The organism is Streptosporangium nanhuense (genome assembly GCF_059358815.1).
The window spans coordinates 136,863-154,886 of record NZ_JCADBG010000021.1; the positions used below are offsets into that span (position 1 = coordinate 136,863).

Sequence of the window (18,024 nt, forward strand, 5' to 3'; positions counted from 1 at the left end):
ACGATCAGCGAGCGGGTCAGCGGTCAGCGGGCGGCGGGTGGGAGATCGGCCGGGTCGGCGGCCCGCCAGGTGAGCGGGTCGGCGCCGAGCTCGACCAGCTGGGGGACCTGCTCGCGGCACCAGGGGGAGATCGCCAGGCGGTCGCCGAGCACCCCGTCGGTGAACTCCTTCCACGGCATCCAGCGGACGTCGTCGACCTCGTCGGCGTTGGGCACCGCCTCCGCGGTCACGAGCACCCGGTAGACCGGGCACAGCTCCCGCTCGACGGTGCCGTTGTCCATGACCGCGCGGTAGGAGAAGCGGGGCAGGAGGAGATCGACCTGGCCGGCCGCGAGGCCCAGCTCGTGGGAGAGCCTGCGGGTCACCGCCTCGGGAAGCGGCTCGCCGGGCAGGGGGTGGCCGCAACAGCTGTTGGTCCACACCCCCGGCCAGGTGATCTTGTGCAGTGCGCGGCGGGAGAGGAGGACCCGCCCCTGCTCGTCGAACACGTAACTGGAGAAGGCCAGGTGGAGGGGAGTGTCGAGACCGTGCACCGTGGCCTTGGCCGCCGTGCCGATCGCGTTTCCCTCGGTGTCGACGAGCACAACGTGTTCATCAGGTGTCACTCGACCGAGGGTACGTGATCATGTCGGTTTACCGCGCCCCCTAAGCGATACGTAGGCAAAGGTACTAAATGTCCATTTAGCTAATCAGGGATGTACCCGATGCCCGCCCATGGCGGTCGCACATAGGCTGAGCGCGTGTCATTCGTATCCGATCTACGCGTGGTCCTGGAAGGTCGGGACTTCCGGAGGCTGTACGCGACCCGCCTGGTCTCGCAGTTCTCCGACGGGATCTTCCAGTTCGCCGTGGCCGGGTTCGCGTTCTTCAGCCCGGAGAAGAGCACGAGCGCGGTGGAGATCGCCGCCGGGCTGGCCGTGCTGCTGCTCCCGTACTCGATCCTCGGCCCCTTCGTCGGGGTGTTCATCGACCGCTGGTCACGGCGGCAGATCCTGGTGATCGCGCCGCTGGTCCGCGGGGCGCTGCTGCTCGCCGCGGCGGCGCTCGTCGCCGCGGACGCCCCCGACGGGGTCTTCTACGCCGCCGCGCTCGGCGTGCTCGGGGTGAACCGCTTCTTCCTGTCCGCGCTGGGGGCCTCGCTCCCGCACGTCGTGCCCGCCGACCGGCTGATGGTGGCCAACGCCGTCACCCCGACCTCCGGCACCGTGCTCACCTTCGTGGGCATCGGCGCCGGCTACCTGCTCCGGGCGGTCTTCGGCTCCGACCACCGGGGCACCGCGGTGCTGCTGGTCGTCTCAGGTCTCGTCTTCGGGCTCAGCGCGCTCATCTCCATGACCATGGGCAGGCGGCTGCTCGGTCCCGCCTACGACCCCGCCCGGCCGCAGGCCCGCGAGGCAGTACGCCACGTGCTGACCGGCCTGGCCGACGGCGCGCGGCACCTCGCCCGGCACCGCGCCGCCGCCGCGGCGATGGGCGCGATGGCGACCCACCGGTTCATGTACGGCATGTGCACGGCCATGCTCGTGCTGCTGTCGCGCTACTACTTCGCCGAGAACGCCGAGGACGCGCTGAACGCGGTCTCCATCGTGGTCGCCACCTCGGGGGTCGGCTACTTCCTGGCCATCCTGGTCACGCCGTGGGCCACCGAGCGCTTCGGCATCGAGCGGTGGGTCCCGGCCATGCTGGTCACCGCCGGGGTGCTGACGCTGGCGCTCTGCGCGCCGTTCCAGCAGTGGGGGTTCGCGGTCGCGGGCCTCGTCCTCGGCATCGCCGGGCAGAGCATCAAGATCTGCGCCGACACCGCCGTCCAGCGGGACCTCCAGGACGCCTACCTGGGCCGGGCCTTCTCCATCTACGACATGCTCTTCAACGGCAGCTACGTGCTGGCCGCCGCCCTGGCCGCGGCGCTGCTCCCGCCGGACGGCAGGTCGCTGCTCGTGCTGGCGGTCATCGCCGCCGGATACGTCGCGGGCGCGGTGATCTACCGGGTCGTCACACCGGCCCGGGTGATCGAGCCGCTGCCGTCGTCGCCCTCACAGTGACAGGGTCGTCCCGGTCATTGTGATCACCACGGTGACCGGGCCGCCGCCGTCACCGCCGCCCGGTCCTCACAGCGAGCCGTCCGCCGCCGTCCGACGCCCGGTCCTCACAGGGACCGGGCCGCCGCCTTCATCGCCGTCGTGACCCTCTCCAGGTCGCCGTCGCCGATCGAGTAGGGCGGCATCGCGTAGATCAGCCGTCCGAACGGGCGGAGCCAGACGCCGTGCCGCATGACGAGGTCCTGGACGGCGGGGACGTCGACGGGCTCGTGGGTCTCGATCACCCCGATCGCGCCGAGGACCCGCACGTCCCGCACCCCGGGAGCCCCCGAGGCCCCGGCCAGGCCCGCGAGGAGGCCCGCCTCGATCCGGGCCACCTCCTCGCGCCACGGGCGCTCCCGCAGCAGCTCCAGGGAGGCGTTCGCGACGGCCGCGGCCAGCGGGTTGCCCATGAACGTCGGCCCGTGCATCAGCACGCCGACGCCCTCGGCCACCCGCTCGGTGCACAGCGTCGCGGCCATCGACATGTATCCGCCGGTCAGGGCCTTGCCCAGGCACATGATGTCGGGCCTGATCCCGGCGTGGTCGCAGCCGAACAGCTCCCCGGTCCTGCCGAACCCGGTGGCGATCTCGTCGGCGATCAGCAGGACGCCGTGCTCGTCGGCCAGCTCGCGGAGCAGCCGCAGGTAGGCCGGGTGGTAGAAGTGCATGCCGCCCGCCCCCTGGACGACCGGCTCCACGATGATCGCGGCCAGCTCGCCGGCGTGCCGGGCCACCAGGTCCGCCAGCCGGGCCGCGTGGCCCTCGTCGTACTCGCGCGGCGGCCGGTCGGCGAACACGTGCTCGGGCAGCACGCCGGAGAACAGGTGGTGCATGCCGTTGACCGGGTCGCAGACCGACATCGCCCCGAAGGTGTCGCCGTGGTAGCCGCCCCGCACCGTGAGCAGCCGTCCCCTGCCGGTGAGCTGGAACGCCATCTTGATCGCGACCTCGACGGCGACCGACCCCGAGTCGGCGAGGAACACCTTCGGCAGCCCTGTCATGGCGGCGAGCGTGGAGGCCAGCCGCACGGCCGGCTCGTGGGTGAGCCCGCCGAACATGACGTGCGCCATGTCCTCCAGCTGGTCCTTCAGCGCCCGGTTGAGCCGGGGGTGGTTGTAGCCGTGGATGGCCGCCCACCAGGACGACATGCCGTCGACCAGCTCGCGGCCGTCGGCGAGCGTCAGCCGCACCCCGTCCGCGCGGGAGACCACGTGCGGCGCCACCGGCTGGGGCGTGGCCGCGTAGGGGTGCCACACGTGCTCACGGTCGAGCAGCGCGATCTCCGCGCCCCCGGGGTCAGGAGGCCCGCTCAGGGTCCACCTCGCCGCTGACCTCGCCGCTGACCTCGCCGTTGGCGTCGCCCGCCCGGCCGTCCACCCCGTCCGCCCGCGCCCACTCGCGGAGGGCCTCCGCGGCGGCCTCCTTGCCGAGGACGCCCCGGTCGAGGCGCATCTCCAGCAGGAACCGGTAGGCGCGGCCCACGACCGGGCCCGGCGGGACGCCGAGGAGCTCCTGGATCTCGTTGCCGTCGAGCTCGGGACGGATCTTGCCGAGCTCCTCCTCCTCGGCCAGCCGGGCGATGCGCTCCTCCAGCTGGTCGTAGGTCTGCGACAGGGCCTGGGCCTTGCGCCGGTTGCGGGTGGTGCAGTCGGCGCGGGTCAGCTTGTGCAGGCGCTCCAGCAGGTGCCCGGCGTCGCGGACGTAGCGGCGCACGGCCGAGTCGGTCCACTCGCCCGTGCCGTACCCGTGGAAGCGCAGGTGCAGCTCCACCAGGCGGGAGACGTCGGCCACCACGTCCTTGGGGAACTTCAGCTCCGCCATGCGCTTCTTGGCGAGCTGGGCGCCGACCACCTCGTGGTGGTGGAAGGAGACCCGGCCGCCTGGCTCGTGACGGCGGGTCTTCGGCTTGCCCACGTCGTGCAGGAGGGCCGCCCAGCGCAGGATCCGGTCGGGGCCGCTCTCCTCCAGGTCGATCGCCTGCTCCAGCACGATCAGCGAGTGCTCGTAGACGTCCTTGTGCCGGTGGTGCTCATCGATCTCCAGACGGAGCTTGGGCACCTCGGGCAGCACGTGGTCGGCGAGCCCGGACTCGACGAGGAGCCGCAGGCCCTCGCGGGGGTGGTCGCCGCCGATGAGCTTGTCCAGCTCGTCGCGGATGCGCTCGGCGGAGACGATGTCGATCCTGTCGGCCATCGCGCCCATCGCGGCGAGCGCCGCCGGGTCGACGGCGAAGCCGAGCTGGCTGGCGAACCTGGCGGCGCGGAGCATCCGCAGGGGGTCGTCGCCGAAGGAGCGCTCGGGGGGCCCCGGGGTTCGCAGCACCCTGGCGTGCAGGTCGTCGAGGCCGCCGTGCGGGTCGACGAACTCGCGGGAGGGCAGGCGCAGCGCCATCGCGTTGACCGCGAAGTCGCGCCGGGCCAGGTCGCCCTCCAGCGTGTCGCCGTAGGCCACGTCGGGCTTGCGCGACTTGGGGTCGTACGACTCGCTGCGGTAGGTGGTGATCTCCAGGAGCCATCCGCCCTTGCGGACGCCGACGGTGCCGAAGTCGATGCCGATCGTCCAGACGGAGTCGGCCCAGTCGCGGACGAGCTCCAGGACCGTCTCGGGCCTCGCGTCCGTGGTCAGGTCGAGATCGTTGCCGATCCTGCCCAGGAAGACGTCGCGTACGGAGCCGCCGACGAGGGCGATCTGGTAACCCCTGGCGGCGAAGAGCTCGCCGAGCTCGTCCGCCACGGGTGCGATCTTCCGGAACAGCTCGCTCATGCCGTGGCGCTGGCTCTGGGTCAGATTTGAAAGGGACAAGCCGGGTAGGTCCTTCGGTTACGGAACATGTTCCCCTGCGGGGATACACCTGAAGCGATCACAAGGTTACGGTCGGTCAGGGAACCTCGGGGACTGTGCGTCGAGGCAAGGAGCACACACATGAAGGATGCGCTCGCGATCCACCGCTGGCTCCTCGCACACCAGGTCCATCATGAGATCGTACGCCTTCCGCGCGCGATGACATGCTCGGACGAACTCCCCGAGGTGCTGTCGGCGAGTCCCGAGATCTGCCTGGGAGTCACGGTCCTGGAGGTCACGACGCGAATCGGCCGCGAGCCCGTGGCGGTCCTCACCTCCGTCGGCTCCCCGCCGCGCCCGGGCGTGATCGGCGGCATCCTGAAGGCCCGGCGGGTCCGGCAGGCCTCGGCCTTCACCGTCAACTCCGCGACCGACTACGCCTCGGGCCTGGTCTGCCCGCTGCTGCTGCCCGCCACGCTCACCGTGCTGGTGGACGAGCGGCTCACCCGCACCGCCACACCCGTTTACGTGCCCACCGGAGAGCGTCGTACGGCACTCCTGATACGTGCCGACCATCTGCTCACACTGGTGTCGGGAAGGGTCGTCGACCTGACCCGGAACGGCTCCCGCAGAGAACCGGCGACCTTTCCCCTCGCCGGTTAGGCCATAGCATTACCGGCGTGCGCCGTACTCGACCCCTGGCCGGCACGTGATCAACAAGGCCGCGATCCTCGCCCTCCTCGCCACCACGCTGCTCGTTCCCGCGGCCGTGGTCGCTCCGGGTACGGCGAACGCCCGGACGACCTCGGCCCCGGTCTCGGCGAGCCGGGCGGGCCTCCAGGTCGTGCTGGAGGCGATCGGCCCCGACGCCCCGCGTGACCCGAACACCGAGATCAAACTTTCCGGCTCCCTCGTCAACTCCGGCACCGAGCCCCTGAGCGGGCTGCGCATCCAGATGCTCTACTCGTCGCAGCCGTTCGCCAGGCGCGCCGACATGGAGGCGTACCTGGCGGGGCAGACCCTCCCGAGCTCGTGGCGCTCCCAGAGCTTCGTCCAGACTCCGATCGCGCCCGCGGGCAAGCTGCCGTGGGAGTTCTCCTTCAAGCCGGAGGACCTGAGGTTCTCGGGCTTCGGCGTCTACCCGGTCATGGTCGAGGTGCTCGACTCCCTCGGGCAGCAGGCCGGCAGCCTGCGCACCACGGTGGCCTACATGCCCAGGGAGACCAAGGTGGCCCGCACCCGGCTCGCCACGGTGCTGCCCATCGTCGACCAGCCCCGCCGCGCCGCCGACTCCACGTTCGTCGACGAGGGCCTGCCCGCGGCCATGGCCCCCGGCAAGCGCCTGGGCGACCTGCTCAAGATCGCCCAGGACACGTCCTCCGCCAAGGGCCTCACCTGGATCGTCGACCCCGCCCTGCTCGACGACGCGCGGGCCATGGGCGAGCCGCACGCGGTCAGGTCCAAGGACCGCGCCCAGCAGCGCCCCGCGACCCCCGAGACCGCCCAGTGGCTGAACGACTTCCGCGAGGCCGTCGCCGACCACCCGGTGGTGGCCACCCCGTACGGCGACCCCGACGTGGCGGCCCTCGCCCACAACGGCGTCGACGACGCCACCCGGACCGGGATCGCCGCGGCCGCGATCGTCGCCAGGGAGACCCTCGGCCGCGACGTGATCACCAACGTGAACTGGCCGGTGGGCGGCCTGATCGACTACGACGGCCTGGACCTGCTGGCCACCGGCGGCGTCGACACCGTGCTGCTGAACGTGCTGAACCTGCCGCCGGCGACCCCTCCGGTCACCACCCCCGACGCCTCGGCGACCCTGGAGAGCGTGAACGGCCCGCTCACCGCCCTGGTCGCCGACGCGGCGCTGAGCGAGACGGTCGGCGCCGACACCTCCGCCCCCGGCGCGGCGCTGGTGAACCGCCAGCGGTTCATCGCGGAGACGGCGATGATCGGTTCGGAGCCCGGCACCTCGGCCAGGACCGTGATCGCCGTCCCGCACCGCCGCTGGGACCCCGACCCCGAGTACGTGACCGACCTGATCGAGACGGCCGCCGACCTGCCCTGGCTGGCACCCGTCACGCTCGACGCGATCAAGCGCGCCAAGGGCGCCCAGGTCCCGCGGGCCGGCCTGACCTACACCGACCAGGACAGGAAGCCGGAGCTGTCCAAGCAGTACCTCACGGGCGTCAAGAAGGTCGGCGCCCGCGCCGACCTCACCGCCGCGATCACCATCGCCCAGGACCTCGACGTCTTCGACCTGGCGCTGCTGCGCCTGACCTCCTCGGCGTGGCGGGGCAGGACCGGCGCCGCCGCTCCGTACGTCCAGCAGGTCGCCGAGGCGGTCGACGGCCGGATCGCCATGGTCAACATCACCGGCAGCGAGCAGTCGCGGCTGCGCACCCTGGCCGGCAGCAACGGCGACGTGCCGATCAGCGTGCGCAACGGGCTGAGCGGCGAGGACAGCAAGGTCGCGGTCCGGCTCAGGGTGACCTCCGACCAGCCCGACCTGCTCAAGATCGAGCCGTACGACGACAAGCTGGAGATCTTCGGCGGCCAGAACCAGACCATCCGCATCCCGATGACCTCCACGGAGAGCGGCCAGTCGACCGTGACGGTCCAGCTCACCACGGAGGACAACCGCAAGTACGGCAGGCCGATCGAGCTGACCGTGCGGACCACCGGCTACACCGGGGTCGCGCTGGTGATCGTGGGGGCGGCGCTCGTGGTGATGCTGGCGGCCGTCGTCCTGCGCGTCCTGCGCCGCCGGGGAGGCCGCCGTCCCGCCGCCGCCCCGCCGCCGAAGCGCGAGCGCGAGCCCGCGGGCACCGAGTCGTGAGCGCCCCGCGCTCCGAGCACCTAGCGAAGGAAAGCGCATGAGCAGGGTCCTGCGCGCGAGCGCGATCATGGCCGCGGGGACGATGGTCTCCCGCGTCACCGGCTTCGTCCGGACGGCGGTGCTCGCGGCGGCCATCGGCACCTTCGCGCTGGGCGAGGCCTACAACGTGGCCTACACGATCCCGCTCATCCTGTTCGACCTGCTCATCGGCGGGATCCTGAGCAGCGTCGTGGTCCCGATGATCATCAAGCGGCAGAAGTCCGACCCCGATGGCGGCCGGGCTTACGAGCAGCGCCTGATGACCCTCGGGATCGTCGCGCTGACGCTGATGGCGCTGGTCGCGGTGGCGCTGGCCGGGCCGCTGATCGGCCTCTACAGCACCGGCTGGGACGCCCGGCAGGCCGAGGTGGCGGTCAGGCTCGCCCAGTTCATCCTGCCCATGATCGCTTTCTTCGGGATAGGCGCGATCGCGGGCGCGATCCTCAACACCCGCGACAGGTTCGCCGCGCCCATGTGGGCGCCCGTGTTGAACAACGTCGTGATGATCGGCGTCGCGGTCGTCTACTACGTGAAGCTGGGCAGGGCGGGGGTGGACGTCACCACGGTCACGGACGCCGACCTGGCGCTGCTCGGGCTCGGCACCACCGCCGGCATCGTGGCGCAGTGCGTGGTGCTGGTCGTCGCGCTGCACCGCGCCGGCTTCCGCTTCCGGCCCCGGTTCGACATGCGCAACGCCGGTCTCGGCGAGATGGGCCGGATGGCGTCCTGGACCCTCGCCTACGTCGGCATCAGCCAGCTCGGCTTCCTGGTCACCACCAACCTGGCGACCGGCGCCGGAGAGCGGGCGCCGGGGGCGGGAATCGCCGCTTACTCCTACGCCTACCAGTTCTTCCAGCTCCCGTACGGGATCATCGCGGTCTCGGTGATCACCGCGATGCTGCCCAGGATGAGCCGGGGGGTGGCCGACGGGCAGCTCGACACGGTCCGCGAGGAGTTCGCGTCGGGGGTGAGGCTGGTGTCGGTGCTGCTGGTGCCCGCCGGGCTGCTGCTGATGGTGCTGGGCCCCGCTGTGACCGTGCTGATCTTCTCGTGGGGCAACATGACCGTCGACTCGGCGGTCTACATCGGCAACGTGCTGCAGGTCTTCGGGCTGGCGCTGGTGCCGTTCTCGATCTTCCAGCTGCTGCTGCGGGTCTTCTACTCCTTCGGCGACACGCGCACCCCGGTGTTCCTCGCCCTCGGCAACGTGGCGGTGAACGCCACTCTCGGCCTCGTGGCCTACCACACACTGCCTCCCCGGTACATCGTGATGGGCCTGGCATTCGCGTTCACCGTCGCCTACGTGGTCGGCGCCGCGGTCGCCTGGATCATGGCGGCGCGCCGCGTGGGGGGCCTGGCGGGGCGCAGGGTGGCCGCCGGGCTGTCCCGGATGTACCTGGCGGCCCTCCCGGCCGCGGCGCTCGCGCTTGGCGTCCTGTGGCTCACACAGGAGCTCACCGGGTTGGACGCGCTGAGCGCGGCCATCATGCTGGCGGCGGGCGGCGGACTCGGTATGGTTCTTTACTTGGCGATCGCCCACCGGATGCGCATCCCCGAGGTGAGTTCGATCGTTGGAATGGTGGCAGGACGGGTAGGCCGGTAACCCAAAGACTTGTCTCAAACGTCTGACAAGAGGAACACGGGCGGAACCGGCGCGGGACTACCATGGTGCGACGCGTGTGGTGACATGCGGCTAATGGAAGCAGGAGGGCGTGGGCGGATCCACCCAGCATCATGTGATGTGTCGTGATGGGCTGACCGGGCATGGTGCTGTCGTGTTCTCAGGTACGGGGTCCTCGTGAGTTCCCCCGCCGTCGAGCCCGGCACCAAGCTGGCCGAGCGTTTCAGGCTTGAGGACCGCGTCCACGAGTCGGGCGGGGCCACGTTGTGGAAGGCCATCGACGAGGTGCTCGCCAGGCCCGTCGCCGTCCACACCTTCGATCCCGACTTCCCCCGCCTGAACGAGGTCGTCACGGCGGCCAGGGTGGCCAGCCGGCTGACCGACCCCCGTCTCACCCAGGTCTTCGACGCGACCGAGGACGACGGCCACTCCTACGTCGTCAGCGAGTGGGTGAGCGGCGAGTCCTTCGGCGACATGATCGCCGGCGGCCCGCTCGACCCCGAGCGCGCCGCCGCGATGGTCGCCGAGGCCGCGGAGGCGCTGGCCCACGCGCACGAGGCGAGCCTCGCCCACCTCTGCCTCACCCCCGACCACCTGGTGTGGACGGCGGGCGGCACGGTCAAGCTGCTCGGCCTGGGAGTCGACGCCGTCCTGGACGACGTGACGAGCGACGACCCCGCCCGCGAGGACGCCGAGGGTCTCGGCCGCCTGCTGTACGCCGGGCTGACCGGCCACTGGCCGGGCGACGAGCGCGACGGCGGCGGCCTGCCCGTCGCGCCCATGGGTGACGGGCACTTCTGCACGCCACGCCAGGTCACCGCGGGCGTTCCCGGCTACCTGGACGCCATCGTCTGCCGGGCGCTGCTGCCGGAGACCAGGCGCGGGCTCGAACCGCTCACCACGCCCGCCGAGGTCGCCGAGGCCCTCGCCTCGGTGTCGCGGCCCAGTCCCCTGCCGATGCCGACGCCGATGCCCATGACGACGCTGCCGGTGGCGGCCTCCCGCTCCGAGGGCATCGACACGGCGGCGCCCCAGCGCCACACGCCGCCTCCCCAGCACCACCACCAGAGCCAGCACCGCCCGATGCCCCGCCAGTCGGGCGGCATGGTCAACAAGGTCGCCATGACCGTCGTCGTGCTGCTGGTGATGGTGGCCGTCGGCCTGGGCGCCTGGACCCTCGGCCGCAGCATCGGCAACGCCGGCACCCCGGCCCCCGGCGAGGAGAGCACCACGCCCACGCCGACCGCGGCCGCTGGCACCCGGGAGGTGAAGCCCTCCTCGGTCACCGGCTTCGACCCGCTGGGCGACAACGAGGAGCGCGGCGAGCTGGCCATCAACGCGACCGACGGCAGGGAGTCCACCGACTGGCACTCCGAGTCGTACGACTCGGCCGACTTCGGCCGGCTCAAGGCCGGGGTGGGCCTCCTGCTGGACATGGGCGAGAGCGTCCCGGTCAAGCAGGTGACGGCCAACTTCGGCAGCACCTCCGGCGGCACCGTGGAACTCCGGGTCGGCGACTCCCCCCAGCTGGACGACCTGTCGGTCCTGCAGAAGATCAACGGAGTCTCCGGCAAGAAGACGTTCACCGCGGAGACCCCGAAGAAGGGTCGCTACGTGCTCGTCTGGTTCACCAAGATGCCCACCTACCAGGGGAAGTACCGCGGCCAGGTGCTGGACATGAAGGTCCTCACGACCAAGTGACACCGCTCCGATTTGATCTGTTTTACATGGCTTCTTGCAGATCATCGGAGAATCCGTGGCACCATCTATCCCGTAGAGGTGTTCTCCCCGGATCGGTATAGCAGGACTCTCCTTGTGAATTCCCCACCCGAGACCCCGCCAGCGGCGGACGAGCAGACGGCGAAGGCCCCCGTGTCCGACGCCGACCTGCTCACCCGGCACATCGCCGGGGATCCGCACGCCTTCAGTGAAATAGTCAAGCGACATCGAGACCGCATGTGGGCGGTCGCCCTGCGCACGCTGGGCGATCCCGACGAGGCGGCCGACGCCGTTCAGGACGCCTTCGTCTCGGCCTACCGCAAGGCCGGGAGCTTCCGCGGCGAGGCCGCGGTGACCACGTGGCTGCACCGCATCGTGGTCAACGCCTGCCTCGACCGCATGCGCAGGAAATCGGTGCGCCCGGTGGCCGACGACGAGCTCGTCGAGGCCGCGGAGCGCGAGACCCCGGTGCTCGACCAGACGGCCGAGCGCGAGGTGTCCATGGAGGTCTCGGCGGCCCTGAAGCTGCTGCCCTCCGACCAGCGCGCCGCGCTGGTCCTGGTTGACATGATGGGCTACTCGGTCGAGGACGCGGCCCAGGTCCTGGAGGTGCCGAGCGGCACGGTGAAGAGCCGGTGCGCGCGCGGAAGGGCGAAACTCGCCCCGATTCTTTCCCATTTACGGAACCGATCAGACCTGTCTCGCGTCTCATCCGCGAAGGGAGCAGAACTTCGTGACGGGTGATACGCACTACGACCTGGAGATCTTGGCCGAACTGGCCGAGGGGCTCCTCGACGCCGCCACGGCCATGCGGGTACGCGAGCATCTCGCGATCTGCGATCCCTGTGGTGAGAGCCTCGCCGACCTCGCGGCAGTTCGCGAGGTGCTGGCGGCGACTCCTACACCGGCGATGCCGATGGGAGTCGCGCTGAGGATCGACCGCGCGCTGGCCGCTGAGGCAGACAGCTTCCGTGGAGGTGGAGTGGGCCTGGTGGAAGCACCGGCCTGGGACGACATAATGCGCGACGCGCCGTGGGAGACGTCCTCTCCCGCAGAACCGGCACCATGGGAGACGACCCCGCAGAGGGCTCCGCTCCCGGAGCGGGAGCCGGAGTTCGAGCCGGTGCGGCTGGGGGTCGTCGGCGACGACGGCACCGTGGTCCCGGCCAGGCGCCGCGGCGCGAACCGGCGGCGGCGGTGGGCGATGCCCGCCGCGGCGGCGGGCGTGGCGGCGGCGGTGATCGGCGCGACGGCGCTGGCGACCGGGACGCTGACGGCGTCCGGTCCCGACCGCGTGCCGGTGATCGCTCAGCCCGTGCCGGTGGACACGATCCAGTACACACTGACCGACAGCAACTACAACTACACCGACGCCGAGCTGCGCGGCTCGCTGCTCGACTACATCGGGCCCGGGACCATCGCCAGCACGACCGAGAAGTCGGGGATCGACAAGTGCGTCCGGCAGGTCTCGGCGCAGGTCGGCCTCTCGCCCTTCGCCGTGGACCAGGGGTTCTACAACGGGCAGGAGGCCAACATCCTGCTGTTCTGGCAGAACCAGGCCAGGAACACGGTGCGCGTCCACGTGGTGGGCCCGCAGTGTGACGACGTGCGCAAGCCAGGCCTCGCGCGCTGGAAGTGACCGCACGCCGGAAGTGACCGGGAGCGCCCCGGGGTGGCCCAGACGGGCCCCCGGGGCGGCCTCGGCGGAACAACCCGGGATGACCGGTGAAGGTGTCCCGGGGTGATCCGTGGCGGGTAATCCGCTGCAAAAAGCCTCATCCCCGCCGTGGGTGCCCGGCATGGATTCGTCCGTGCCGGGCTTTCCGGTTCCACCGGGGATCCGTCACCGCGCCGGGAGGGAATCACCGGCGCCTAGGATCTGTTGACGCCGGTGGCATCGACAAAGGGAGAGGCGCGAGCACTGATGGACGTCCGGAATGTGATCATCATCGGGTCGGGTCCCGCAGGTTACACGGCGGCCGTGTACTCCGCGCGTGCCGAGCTGAATCCGCTGGTCTTCGAGGGGTCGGTCACCGCCGGTGGCGCCCTGATGAACACCACCGAGGTGGAGAACTTCCCCGGCTTTCCCGGCGGCATCATGGGCCCGGACCTGATGGACGGGATGCGCAAGCAGGCCGAGCGGTTCGGTGCCGAGCTGGTCGCCGACGACGTGGTCGAGGTCGACCTGGCCGCCACCCCGAAGGTCGTCAAGACCGCCACCGACACCTACTACGCCACGTCCGTCATCCTGTCGATGGGCTCGGGCTACCGCGAGCTGGGCGTGCCCAACGAGAAGCGCCTGTCGGGCCACGGGGTCTCGTGGTGCGCCACCTGTGACGGGTTCTTCTTCCGCGGCCAGGACATCGTGGTCGTCGGCGGCGGTGACACCGCGATGGAGGAGGCGATCTTCCTGACCCGGTTCGCCGCCTCGGTGACGGTGGTGCACCGCCGTGACGAGCTGCGCGCGAGCAAGATCATGCAGGACCGGGCGTTCGCGAACGAGAAGATCCACTTCCTGTGGGACAGCGAGGTCGTCGACGTTCTGGGCGAGACCAAGGTGAGCGGGGTGCGGGTGCGCAACCTCAAGACCGGCGCCGAGGCGGAGCTGGCGGCCACCGGCCTGTTCATCGCGATCGGGCACGACCCGCGCACCGAGCTGGTCAAGGGCCAGATCGATCTGGACGACGAGGGCTACATCAAGGTCGACGCGCCCTCCACGCGCACGAACCTGGACGGCGTCTTCGCCGCGGGCGACGTCGTCGACCACACCTACCGGCAGGCGATCACCGCCGCCGGCACCGGTTGCGCCGCCTCGCTCGACTCCGAGCGCTGGCTGGCCGAGCACCACGGCGCGTGACGACGGCGCGTGACGCGCCCCCGCGAGGCGGGCCTCGCGGGGGCGCCACCTCGCGCGCACCGGTCACCCATCGGCAACGCCATCAGGAACAGCCCTCCGACGAGAGGGCAAGAGGGAGAGCAGGAACCTTGGGCACCATCAAGCACGTGACCGACGCCAGCTTCGAGGCGGACGTCCTCAAGAGCGACAAGCCCGTGATCGTCGACTTCTGGGCCGAGTGGTGCGGCCCGTGCCGCCAGGTCGCGCCCATCCTGGAGGAGATCGCCGACGAGAACGCCAAGAGCATCACCGTCGTCAAGCTGAACGTCGACGAGAATCCGGCAACGGCGACAAACTACGGCGTACTCCAGATTCCCACCCTGAACGTCTATAAGAACGGAGAGGTTGTGAAGCAGATCATCGGCGCCAAGCCGAAGGCCATGCTGCTTCGCGAGCTCGAGGGCATCATCTAGGCCCCCTGCGGCCGGCCGCCCCCCACGGCGCCCGCCCGTATCACCCGCTTCCGAGCGGCACACCCACCCACACCGAAAGCCCCCCGTCTCACCGCGGGGGGCTTTCGACATTCCCGGGGCCGCCGGGGCCCACGGGTCTCGTTCGGTCCTGGAGCGTGCCGTACGGGGGCTCCAGAGGGCCTCAGACGGGTCGCAGCGCTCTCTCCGGACTCATCGACCCGAGCAGCCTCTCCAGTGCCACCTCGACGTCCTCACGCCACGAGACGGCGTTCTTGAGCTCCAGGCGGAGACGGGGGAAGCGCAGGTGCGGGCGGACCGTCTTGAACCCCACGGAGAGCAGGTAGTCGGCGGGCATCAGGCAGGCGCCCGGCTGCTCCCACTTCAGGTCGCCGAACGCCTCGATCGCCCGTACGCCGCGCCGGGTCAGGTCCTTGGCCACGCCCTGGACCAGCATCCGGCCCAGACCGCCCCCGGAGAACTCCGGGATGATGTGCGCGGTCATCAGCAGCACCGCGTCGGCGCTGACCGGGGAGGTCGGGAAGGCCACCGAGCGGGGCACGTAGTGCGGCGGCGCGTAGAGCACGAAGCCGGCCGCCACCCCGTCCACATAGACGATCTTGCCGCAGCTTCCCCACTCCAGCAGGGTGGAGGAGATCCAGGCCTCCTTCTCCAGCCCCGGGTCCCCGGCCTTCACGGCGCGGTCCGCGTTGACGGGATCGAGCTCCCAGAAGACGCACCGGCGGCAGCGGCGCGGCAGGTCGTCGAGATTGTCGAGGGTGACGTTTGCCAGCCGACGCGACACCTGTTGGCCCCAATCCTGGCGAGACGAGTGCAAGCCATGGCGAAAAACGCGCGAAAACGGCGTCTCCAGCTGGCATCGTAGCCCAGTGGGGGTCCTGGTTTCAGGAGGTCCCGTTCCCACACGCAGGCGGCCACAGCCCCTGACGTAACCTGGTTTCTCTAGCATGAGCGTTTTATGCTCCACACAATCTAGGAGGTGGACCGTGCCCCAGAACAACGATCACGGTCAGGCCATCGCCCCGTCCCAGGGCTCGCGCATCGACGCCTATGTCGACCGGTACGCGGCACGGGCAACCGGGATGGTCGCCTCCGAGGTCCGAGCTCTCTTCTCCGTCGCGTCGAGGCCCGAGGTGGTCTCGCTCGCCGGCGGCATGCCGTACGTCACCGCGCTGCCCCTGGACGTGGTGGGGGAGCTGGTCGCCGACCTGATCGCCAAGCGCGGCCCGGTCGCGCTCCAGTACGGCTCGGGGCAGGGCGACCCGCACCTGCGCGAGCAGATCTGCGACGTCATGCGGATGGAGGGCATCGAGGCCAACCCCGACGACGTCGTCGTGACCGTCGGCTCCCAGCAGGCCCTCGACCTGATCACCCGCATCTTCATCGACCCCGGTGACGTCGTGCTCGCCGAGGGGCCCTCCTACGTCGGGGCCCTGGGCACGTTCTCCGCCTACCAGGCCAAGGTCATCCACATCGCGATGGACAGCGAGGGGATCATCCCCGAGTCGCTGGCCCAGACCATCTACGCCCTCAAGAGCGCGGGCAACCGGATCAAGTTCCTCTACACGATCCCCACCTTCCAGAACCCCGCCGGAGTGACGCTCAGCGTCGCGCGCAGGCAGCAGGTCCTGGAGATCTGCCAGCGGGCCGACGTGCTGATCGTCGAGGACAACCCGTACGGCATGCTGCGCTTCGACGGCGACCTCATGCGGACGCTGCGCGCCGACAACGCCGACGGCGTCGTCTATCTCGGCTCGTTCTCCAAGACCCTGGCCCCGGGCTTCCGGGTCGGCTGGGCCCTCGCCCCGCACGCCATCCGCGAGAAGCTGGTGCTGGCGATGGAGTCCGCGGTGCTCTCGCACTCCTCCTTCACGCAGCTGGCCGTCGGCCAGTATCTCGCCACCCAGCCCTGGCGCGAGCAGATCAAGACGTTCGGGGAGCTCTACCGCGAGCGCCGCGACACCATGCTCGCCTCGCTGGAGGCCCTGATGCCCGACGGCGTCACCTGGACCCGCCCCGACGGCGGGTTCTTCGTCTGGGCCACCCTCCCCGAGGGGCTCGACTCCAAGGCGCTCCTGCCGCGCGCGGTCGCGGAGCGGGTGGCCTTCGTGCCGGGCACCGGTTTCTTCGCCGACGGGAGCGGCGCGCGGCACATGCGGCTCTCCTACTGCTACCCCGAGCCCGACCGCATCCGCGAGGGCGTCCGCCGCCTGGCCGGGGTGATCGGGCAGGAGCTCCGCGTCCGCGACACCTTCGGGACCGGCTCGCCCTCCGAGCGCGCCGGGATCGACACTCCGGGCCCCGACCTCGCGTAACCCCGCTGTCCGGGGGCGCCCCGCGTCACGGGGCGCCTCCGGCATGAGCTCCTCCCCGCCGGTACCAGTACGGTGACTTCCTGCGCCGGTGCGCGGTGATCGATCCGGTTCGCCGGGACAGCCGGACCGCGTGTGACCAGAGCGACAGGACAGGCTCCGGAGCGAGCCTTGACGAGAGGTATGTCGGATGAGTGACCTGGGCCATGTGCTCGTCCTGGCGGGCGGGCTCTCCTACGAGCGGGAGGTCTCGCTGCGTTCGGGCCGGCGGGTGAGCGAGGTGCTGCGAGGCGTGGGCATCTCCGTGGAGACCCGCGACACCGACGCGTCACTGGTTCCCGCCGTGCTCGCGGATCCGCCGGACGCGGTCTTCGTCACCCTGCACGGCGGGGCGGGCGAGGACGGCGCCATCCGCTCGGTCCTGGAACTCCTCTCCGTCCCGTACGTCGGCGCCGACCCCGACGCCTGCCGGGTCGCCTACGACAAGCCCACCGCCAAGACCGTCGTCCGCTCCTTCGGGCTGCGCACCCCCGAGTCGGTGACGCTGCCCAAGGAGACCTTCCACGACCTCGGCGCCGCCGCGGTGCTGGCCCGCATCGTGGAGCGCCTCGGCCTTCCCCTGTTCGTCAAGCCGTCCCGGGGCGGCTCGGCGCTCGGCGCGTCGATCGTCCGCAGCGCCGAGGAGTTCCCCGCCGCCATGGTCGGCTGCTTCGCCTACGGCGACACCGCGCTGATCGAGCGCTGCGTCGAGGGGGTCGAGGTCGCCGTCTCCGTGGTCGACCTCGGGAGCGGGCCGGTGGCCCTGCCTCCCGTGGAGATCGTCGCCAACGAGGGCGTGTACGACTACGCGGCCCGCTACACCGCCGGGCACACCGAGTTCTTCGCCCCGGCGCGCCTGTCGCCCGAGGCGTCGGCGGCCTGCGCCGCGATGGCCGTGACCGCGCACACCGCCCTCGGTCTGCGGGACGTCTCCCGCACCGACCTGATCGTCGACGCGGACGGCCTGCCCCACTTCCTCGAGGTGAACGTCGCCCCCGGGATGACGGAGACGTCCCTCCTCCCCATGGCCGCGGAGGCCGCGGGGGACGACCTCGGCACCCTCTGCCGCGTTCTCCTGGAGCAGGCCGCCGCCCGCGGCGCCTGACACCTTCGCCCGGCTCCCCCGCGTGAACCACGCCTCGCGCCCGGTGGCAGGCCTGCCACCGGGCCACCGGGCGATCCGCCCCGGTGGCACAGCCGGACCTGTAGGCAGGGACCGGTAGCGGGCCCGGCGGGCCGGCGGGCACGACGGCGCCCCGGCCG

15 protein-coding genes are annotated in these 18,024 nt (G+C 71.1%); 11 read left to right on the forward strand and 4 right to left on the reverse strand.

Going from position 1 to position 18,024, the window contains the following annotated elements; genetic code table 11:
* Positions 1–23: 23 nt before the first annotated feature.
* Positions 24–605: an isopentenyl-diphosphate Delta-isomerase gene (gene idi, locus AC5L38_RS33320; RefSeq protein WP_495246776.1), complete on the reverse strand. Its 582-nt coding sequence runs from the start codon at positions 603–605 to the stop codon at positions 24–26.
* 135 nt (positions 606–740) lie between these two features.
* Between idi and AC5L38_RS33325 the strand changes: the two genes are divergently transcribed.
* Positions 741–2,042, forward strand: a complete 1,302-nt coding sequence (locus AC5L38_RS33325; RefSeq protein WP_495246777.1) for an MFS transporter — start codon at positions 741–743, stop codon at positions 2,040–2,042.
* Positions 2,043–2,146: 104 nt separating this feature from the next.
* On the opposite strand, the gene AC5L38_RS33330 is transcribed toward AC5L38_RS33325, so the two are convergent.
* Positions 2,147–3,361 carry an adenosylmethionine--8-amino-7-oxononanoate transaminase gene (locus tag AC5L38_RS33330; protein ID WP_495246809.1) on the reverse strand — a complete coding sequence of 405 codons (1,215 nt, stop codon included), beginning with the start codon at positions 3,359–3,361 and terminating at the stop codon, positions 2,147–2,149.
* Positions 3,362–3,377: 16 nt separating this feature from the next.
* Positions 3,378–4,844, reverse strand: a complete 1,467-nt coding sequence (locus tag AC5L38_RS33335) for a CCA tRNA nucleotidyltransferase (RefSeq protein WP_495246810.1) — start codon at positions 4,842–4,844, stop codon at positions 3,378–3,380.
* A gap of 159 nt (positions 4,845–5,003) precedes the next feature.
* On the opposite strand from AC5L38_RS33335, the gene AC5L38_RS33340 reads away from it, so the two are divergent.
* The 8 genes from AC5L38_RS33340 to trxA all read left to right on the forward strand — a co-directional run bounded on the left by AC5L38_RS33340 (position 5,004) and on the right by trxA (position 14,392).
* Positions 5,004–5,525, forward strand: coding sequence for an aminoacyl-tRNA deacylase (locus tag AC5L38_RS33340; protein ID WP_495246778.1), 522 nt, complete (start codon positions 5,004–5,006; stop codon positions 5,523–5,525).
* A 46-nt stretch (positions 5,526–5,571) separates the two neighbouring features.
* Positions 5,572–7,704 carry a DUF6049 family protein gene (locus AC5L38_RS33345; protein WP_495246779.1) on the forward strand — a complete coding sequence of 711 codons (2,133 nt, stop codon included), beginning with the start codon at positions 5,572–5,574 and terminating at the stop codon, positions 7,702–7,704.
* Positions 7,705–7,741: 37 nt separating this feature from the next.
* Complete coding sequence (gene murJ, locus AC5L38_RS33350; RefSeq protein ID WP_495246780.1) at positions 7,742–9,346, forward strand: murein biosynthesis integral membrane protein MurJ; 1,605 nt, start codon at positions 7,742–7,744, stop codon at positions 9,344–9,346.
* A 195-nt stretch (positions 9,347–9,541) separates the two neighbouring features.
* Positions 9,542–11,065: a protein kinase family protein gene (locus AC5L38_RS33355; protein WP_495246781.1), complete on the forward strand. Its 1,524-nt coding sequence runs from the start codon at positions 9,542–9,544 to the stop codon at positions 11,063–11,065.
* A gap of 171 nt (positions 11,066–11,236) precedes the next feature.
* Positions 11,237–11,827: an RNA polymerase sigma factor SigM gene (gene sigM, locus AC5L38_RS33360; RefSeq protein ID WP_495246782.1), complete on the forward strand. Its 591-nt coding sequence runs from the start codon at positions 11,237–11,239 to the stop codon at positions 11,825–11,827.
* A complete protein-coding gene (locus tag AC5L38_RS33365; RefSeq protein WP_495246783.1) occupies positions 11,817–12,722 on the forward strand; it encodes an RsmA family anti-sigma factor in 906 nt (301 codons plus the stop codon). Before sigM ends, AC5L38_RS33365 begins: the two co-directional genes overlap by 11 nt.
* A 282-nt stretch (positions 12,723–13,004) precedes the next feature.
* Complete coding sequence (gene trxB, locus AC5L38_RS33370) at positions 13,005–13,940, forward strand: thioredoxin-disulfide reductase (protein WP_495246811.1); 936 nt, start codon at positions 13,005–13,007, stop codon at positions 13,938–13,940.
* 128 nt (positions 13,941–14,068) lie between these two features.
* A complete protein-coding gene (trxA, locus tag AC5L38_RS33375) occupies positions 14,069–14,392 on the forward strand; it encodes a thioredoxin (protein ID WP_495246784.1) in 324 nt (107 codons plus the stop codon).
* Positions 14,393–14,573: 181 nt separating this feature from the next.
* Here the strand turns inward: trxA and AC5L38_RS33380 are convergent, their stop codons facing one another.
* Positions 14,574–15,194 carry a GNAT family N-acetyltransferase gene (locus AC5L38_RS33380; RefSeq protein ID WP_326646217.1) on the reverse strand — a complete coding sequence of 207 codons (621 nt, stop codon included), beginning with the start codon at positions 15,192–15,194 and terminating at the stop codon, positions 14,574–14,576.
* A 163-nt stretch (positions 15,195–15,357) separates the two neighbouring features.
* Here AC5L38_RS33380 and AC5L38_RS33385 point away from each other — a divergent pair, with 163 nt between their 5' ends.
* The gene (locus AC5L38_RS33385; protein ID WP_495246785.1) at positions 15,358–16,725 is read left to right on the forward strand and encodes an aminotransferase-like domain-containing protein; all 1,368 of its coding nucleotides are present in this window, start codon (positions 15,358–15,360) and stop codon (positions 16,723–16,725) included.
* Positions 16,726–16,912: 187 nt separating this feature from the next.
* On the forward strand, positions 16,913–17,866 hold the full coding sequence (locus tag AC5L38_RS33390) for a D-alanine--D-alanine ligase family protein (protein ID WP_495246786.1): 954 nt from the start codon (positions 16,913–16,915) through the stop codon (positions 17,864–17,866).
* Positions 17,867–18,024: the final 158 nt, after the last annotated feature.

What these genes read in the sequence shown, in the direction of transcription:
- murJ (WP_495246780.1), top strand. Translation starts at nt 7,742, where the DNA reads ATGAGCAGGGTCCTGCGCGCGAGCGCGATCATGGCCGCGGGGACGATG.
- AC5L38_RS33385 (WP_495246785.1), top strand. Translation starts at nt 15,358, where the DNA reads ATGAGCGTTTTATGCTCCACACAATCTAGGAGGTGGACCGTGCCCCAG.
- AC5L38_RS33340 (WP_495246778.1), top strand. Translation starts at nt 5,004, where the DNA reads ATGAAGGATGCGCTCGCGATCCACCGCTGGCTCCTCGCACACCAGGTC.
- AC5L38_RS33335 (WP_495246810.1), bottom strand. Translation starts at nt 4,844, where the DNA reads ATGAGCGAGCTGTTCCGGAAGATCGCACCCGTGGCGGACGAGCTCGGC.
- AC5L38_RS33390 (WP_495246786.1), top strand. Translation starts at nt 16,913, where the DNA reads ATGAGTGACCTGGGCCATGTGCTCGTCCTGGCGGGCGGGCTCTCCTAC.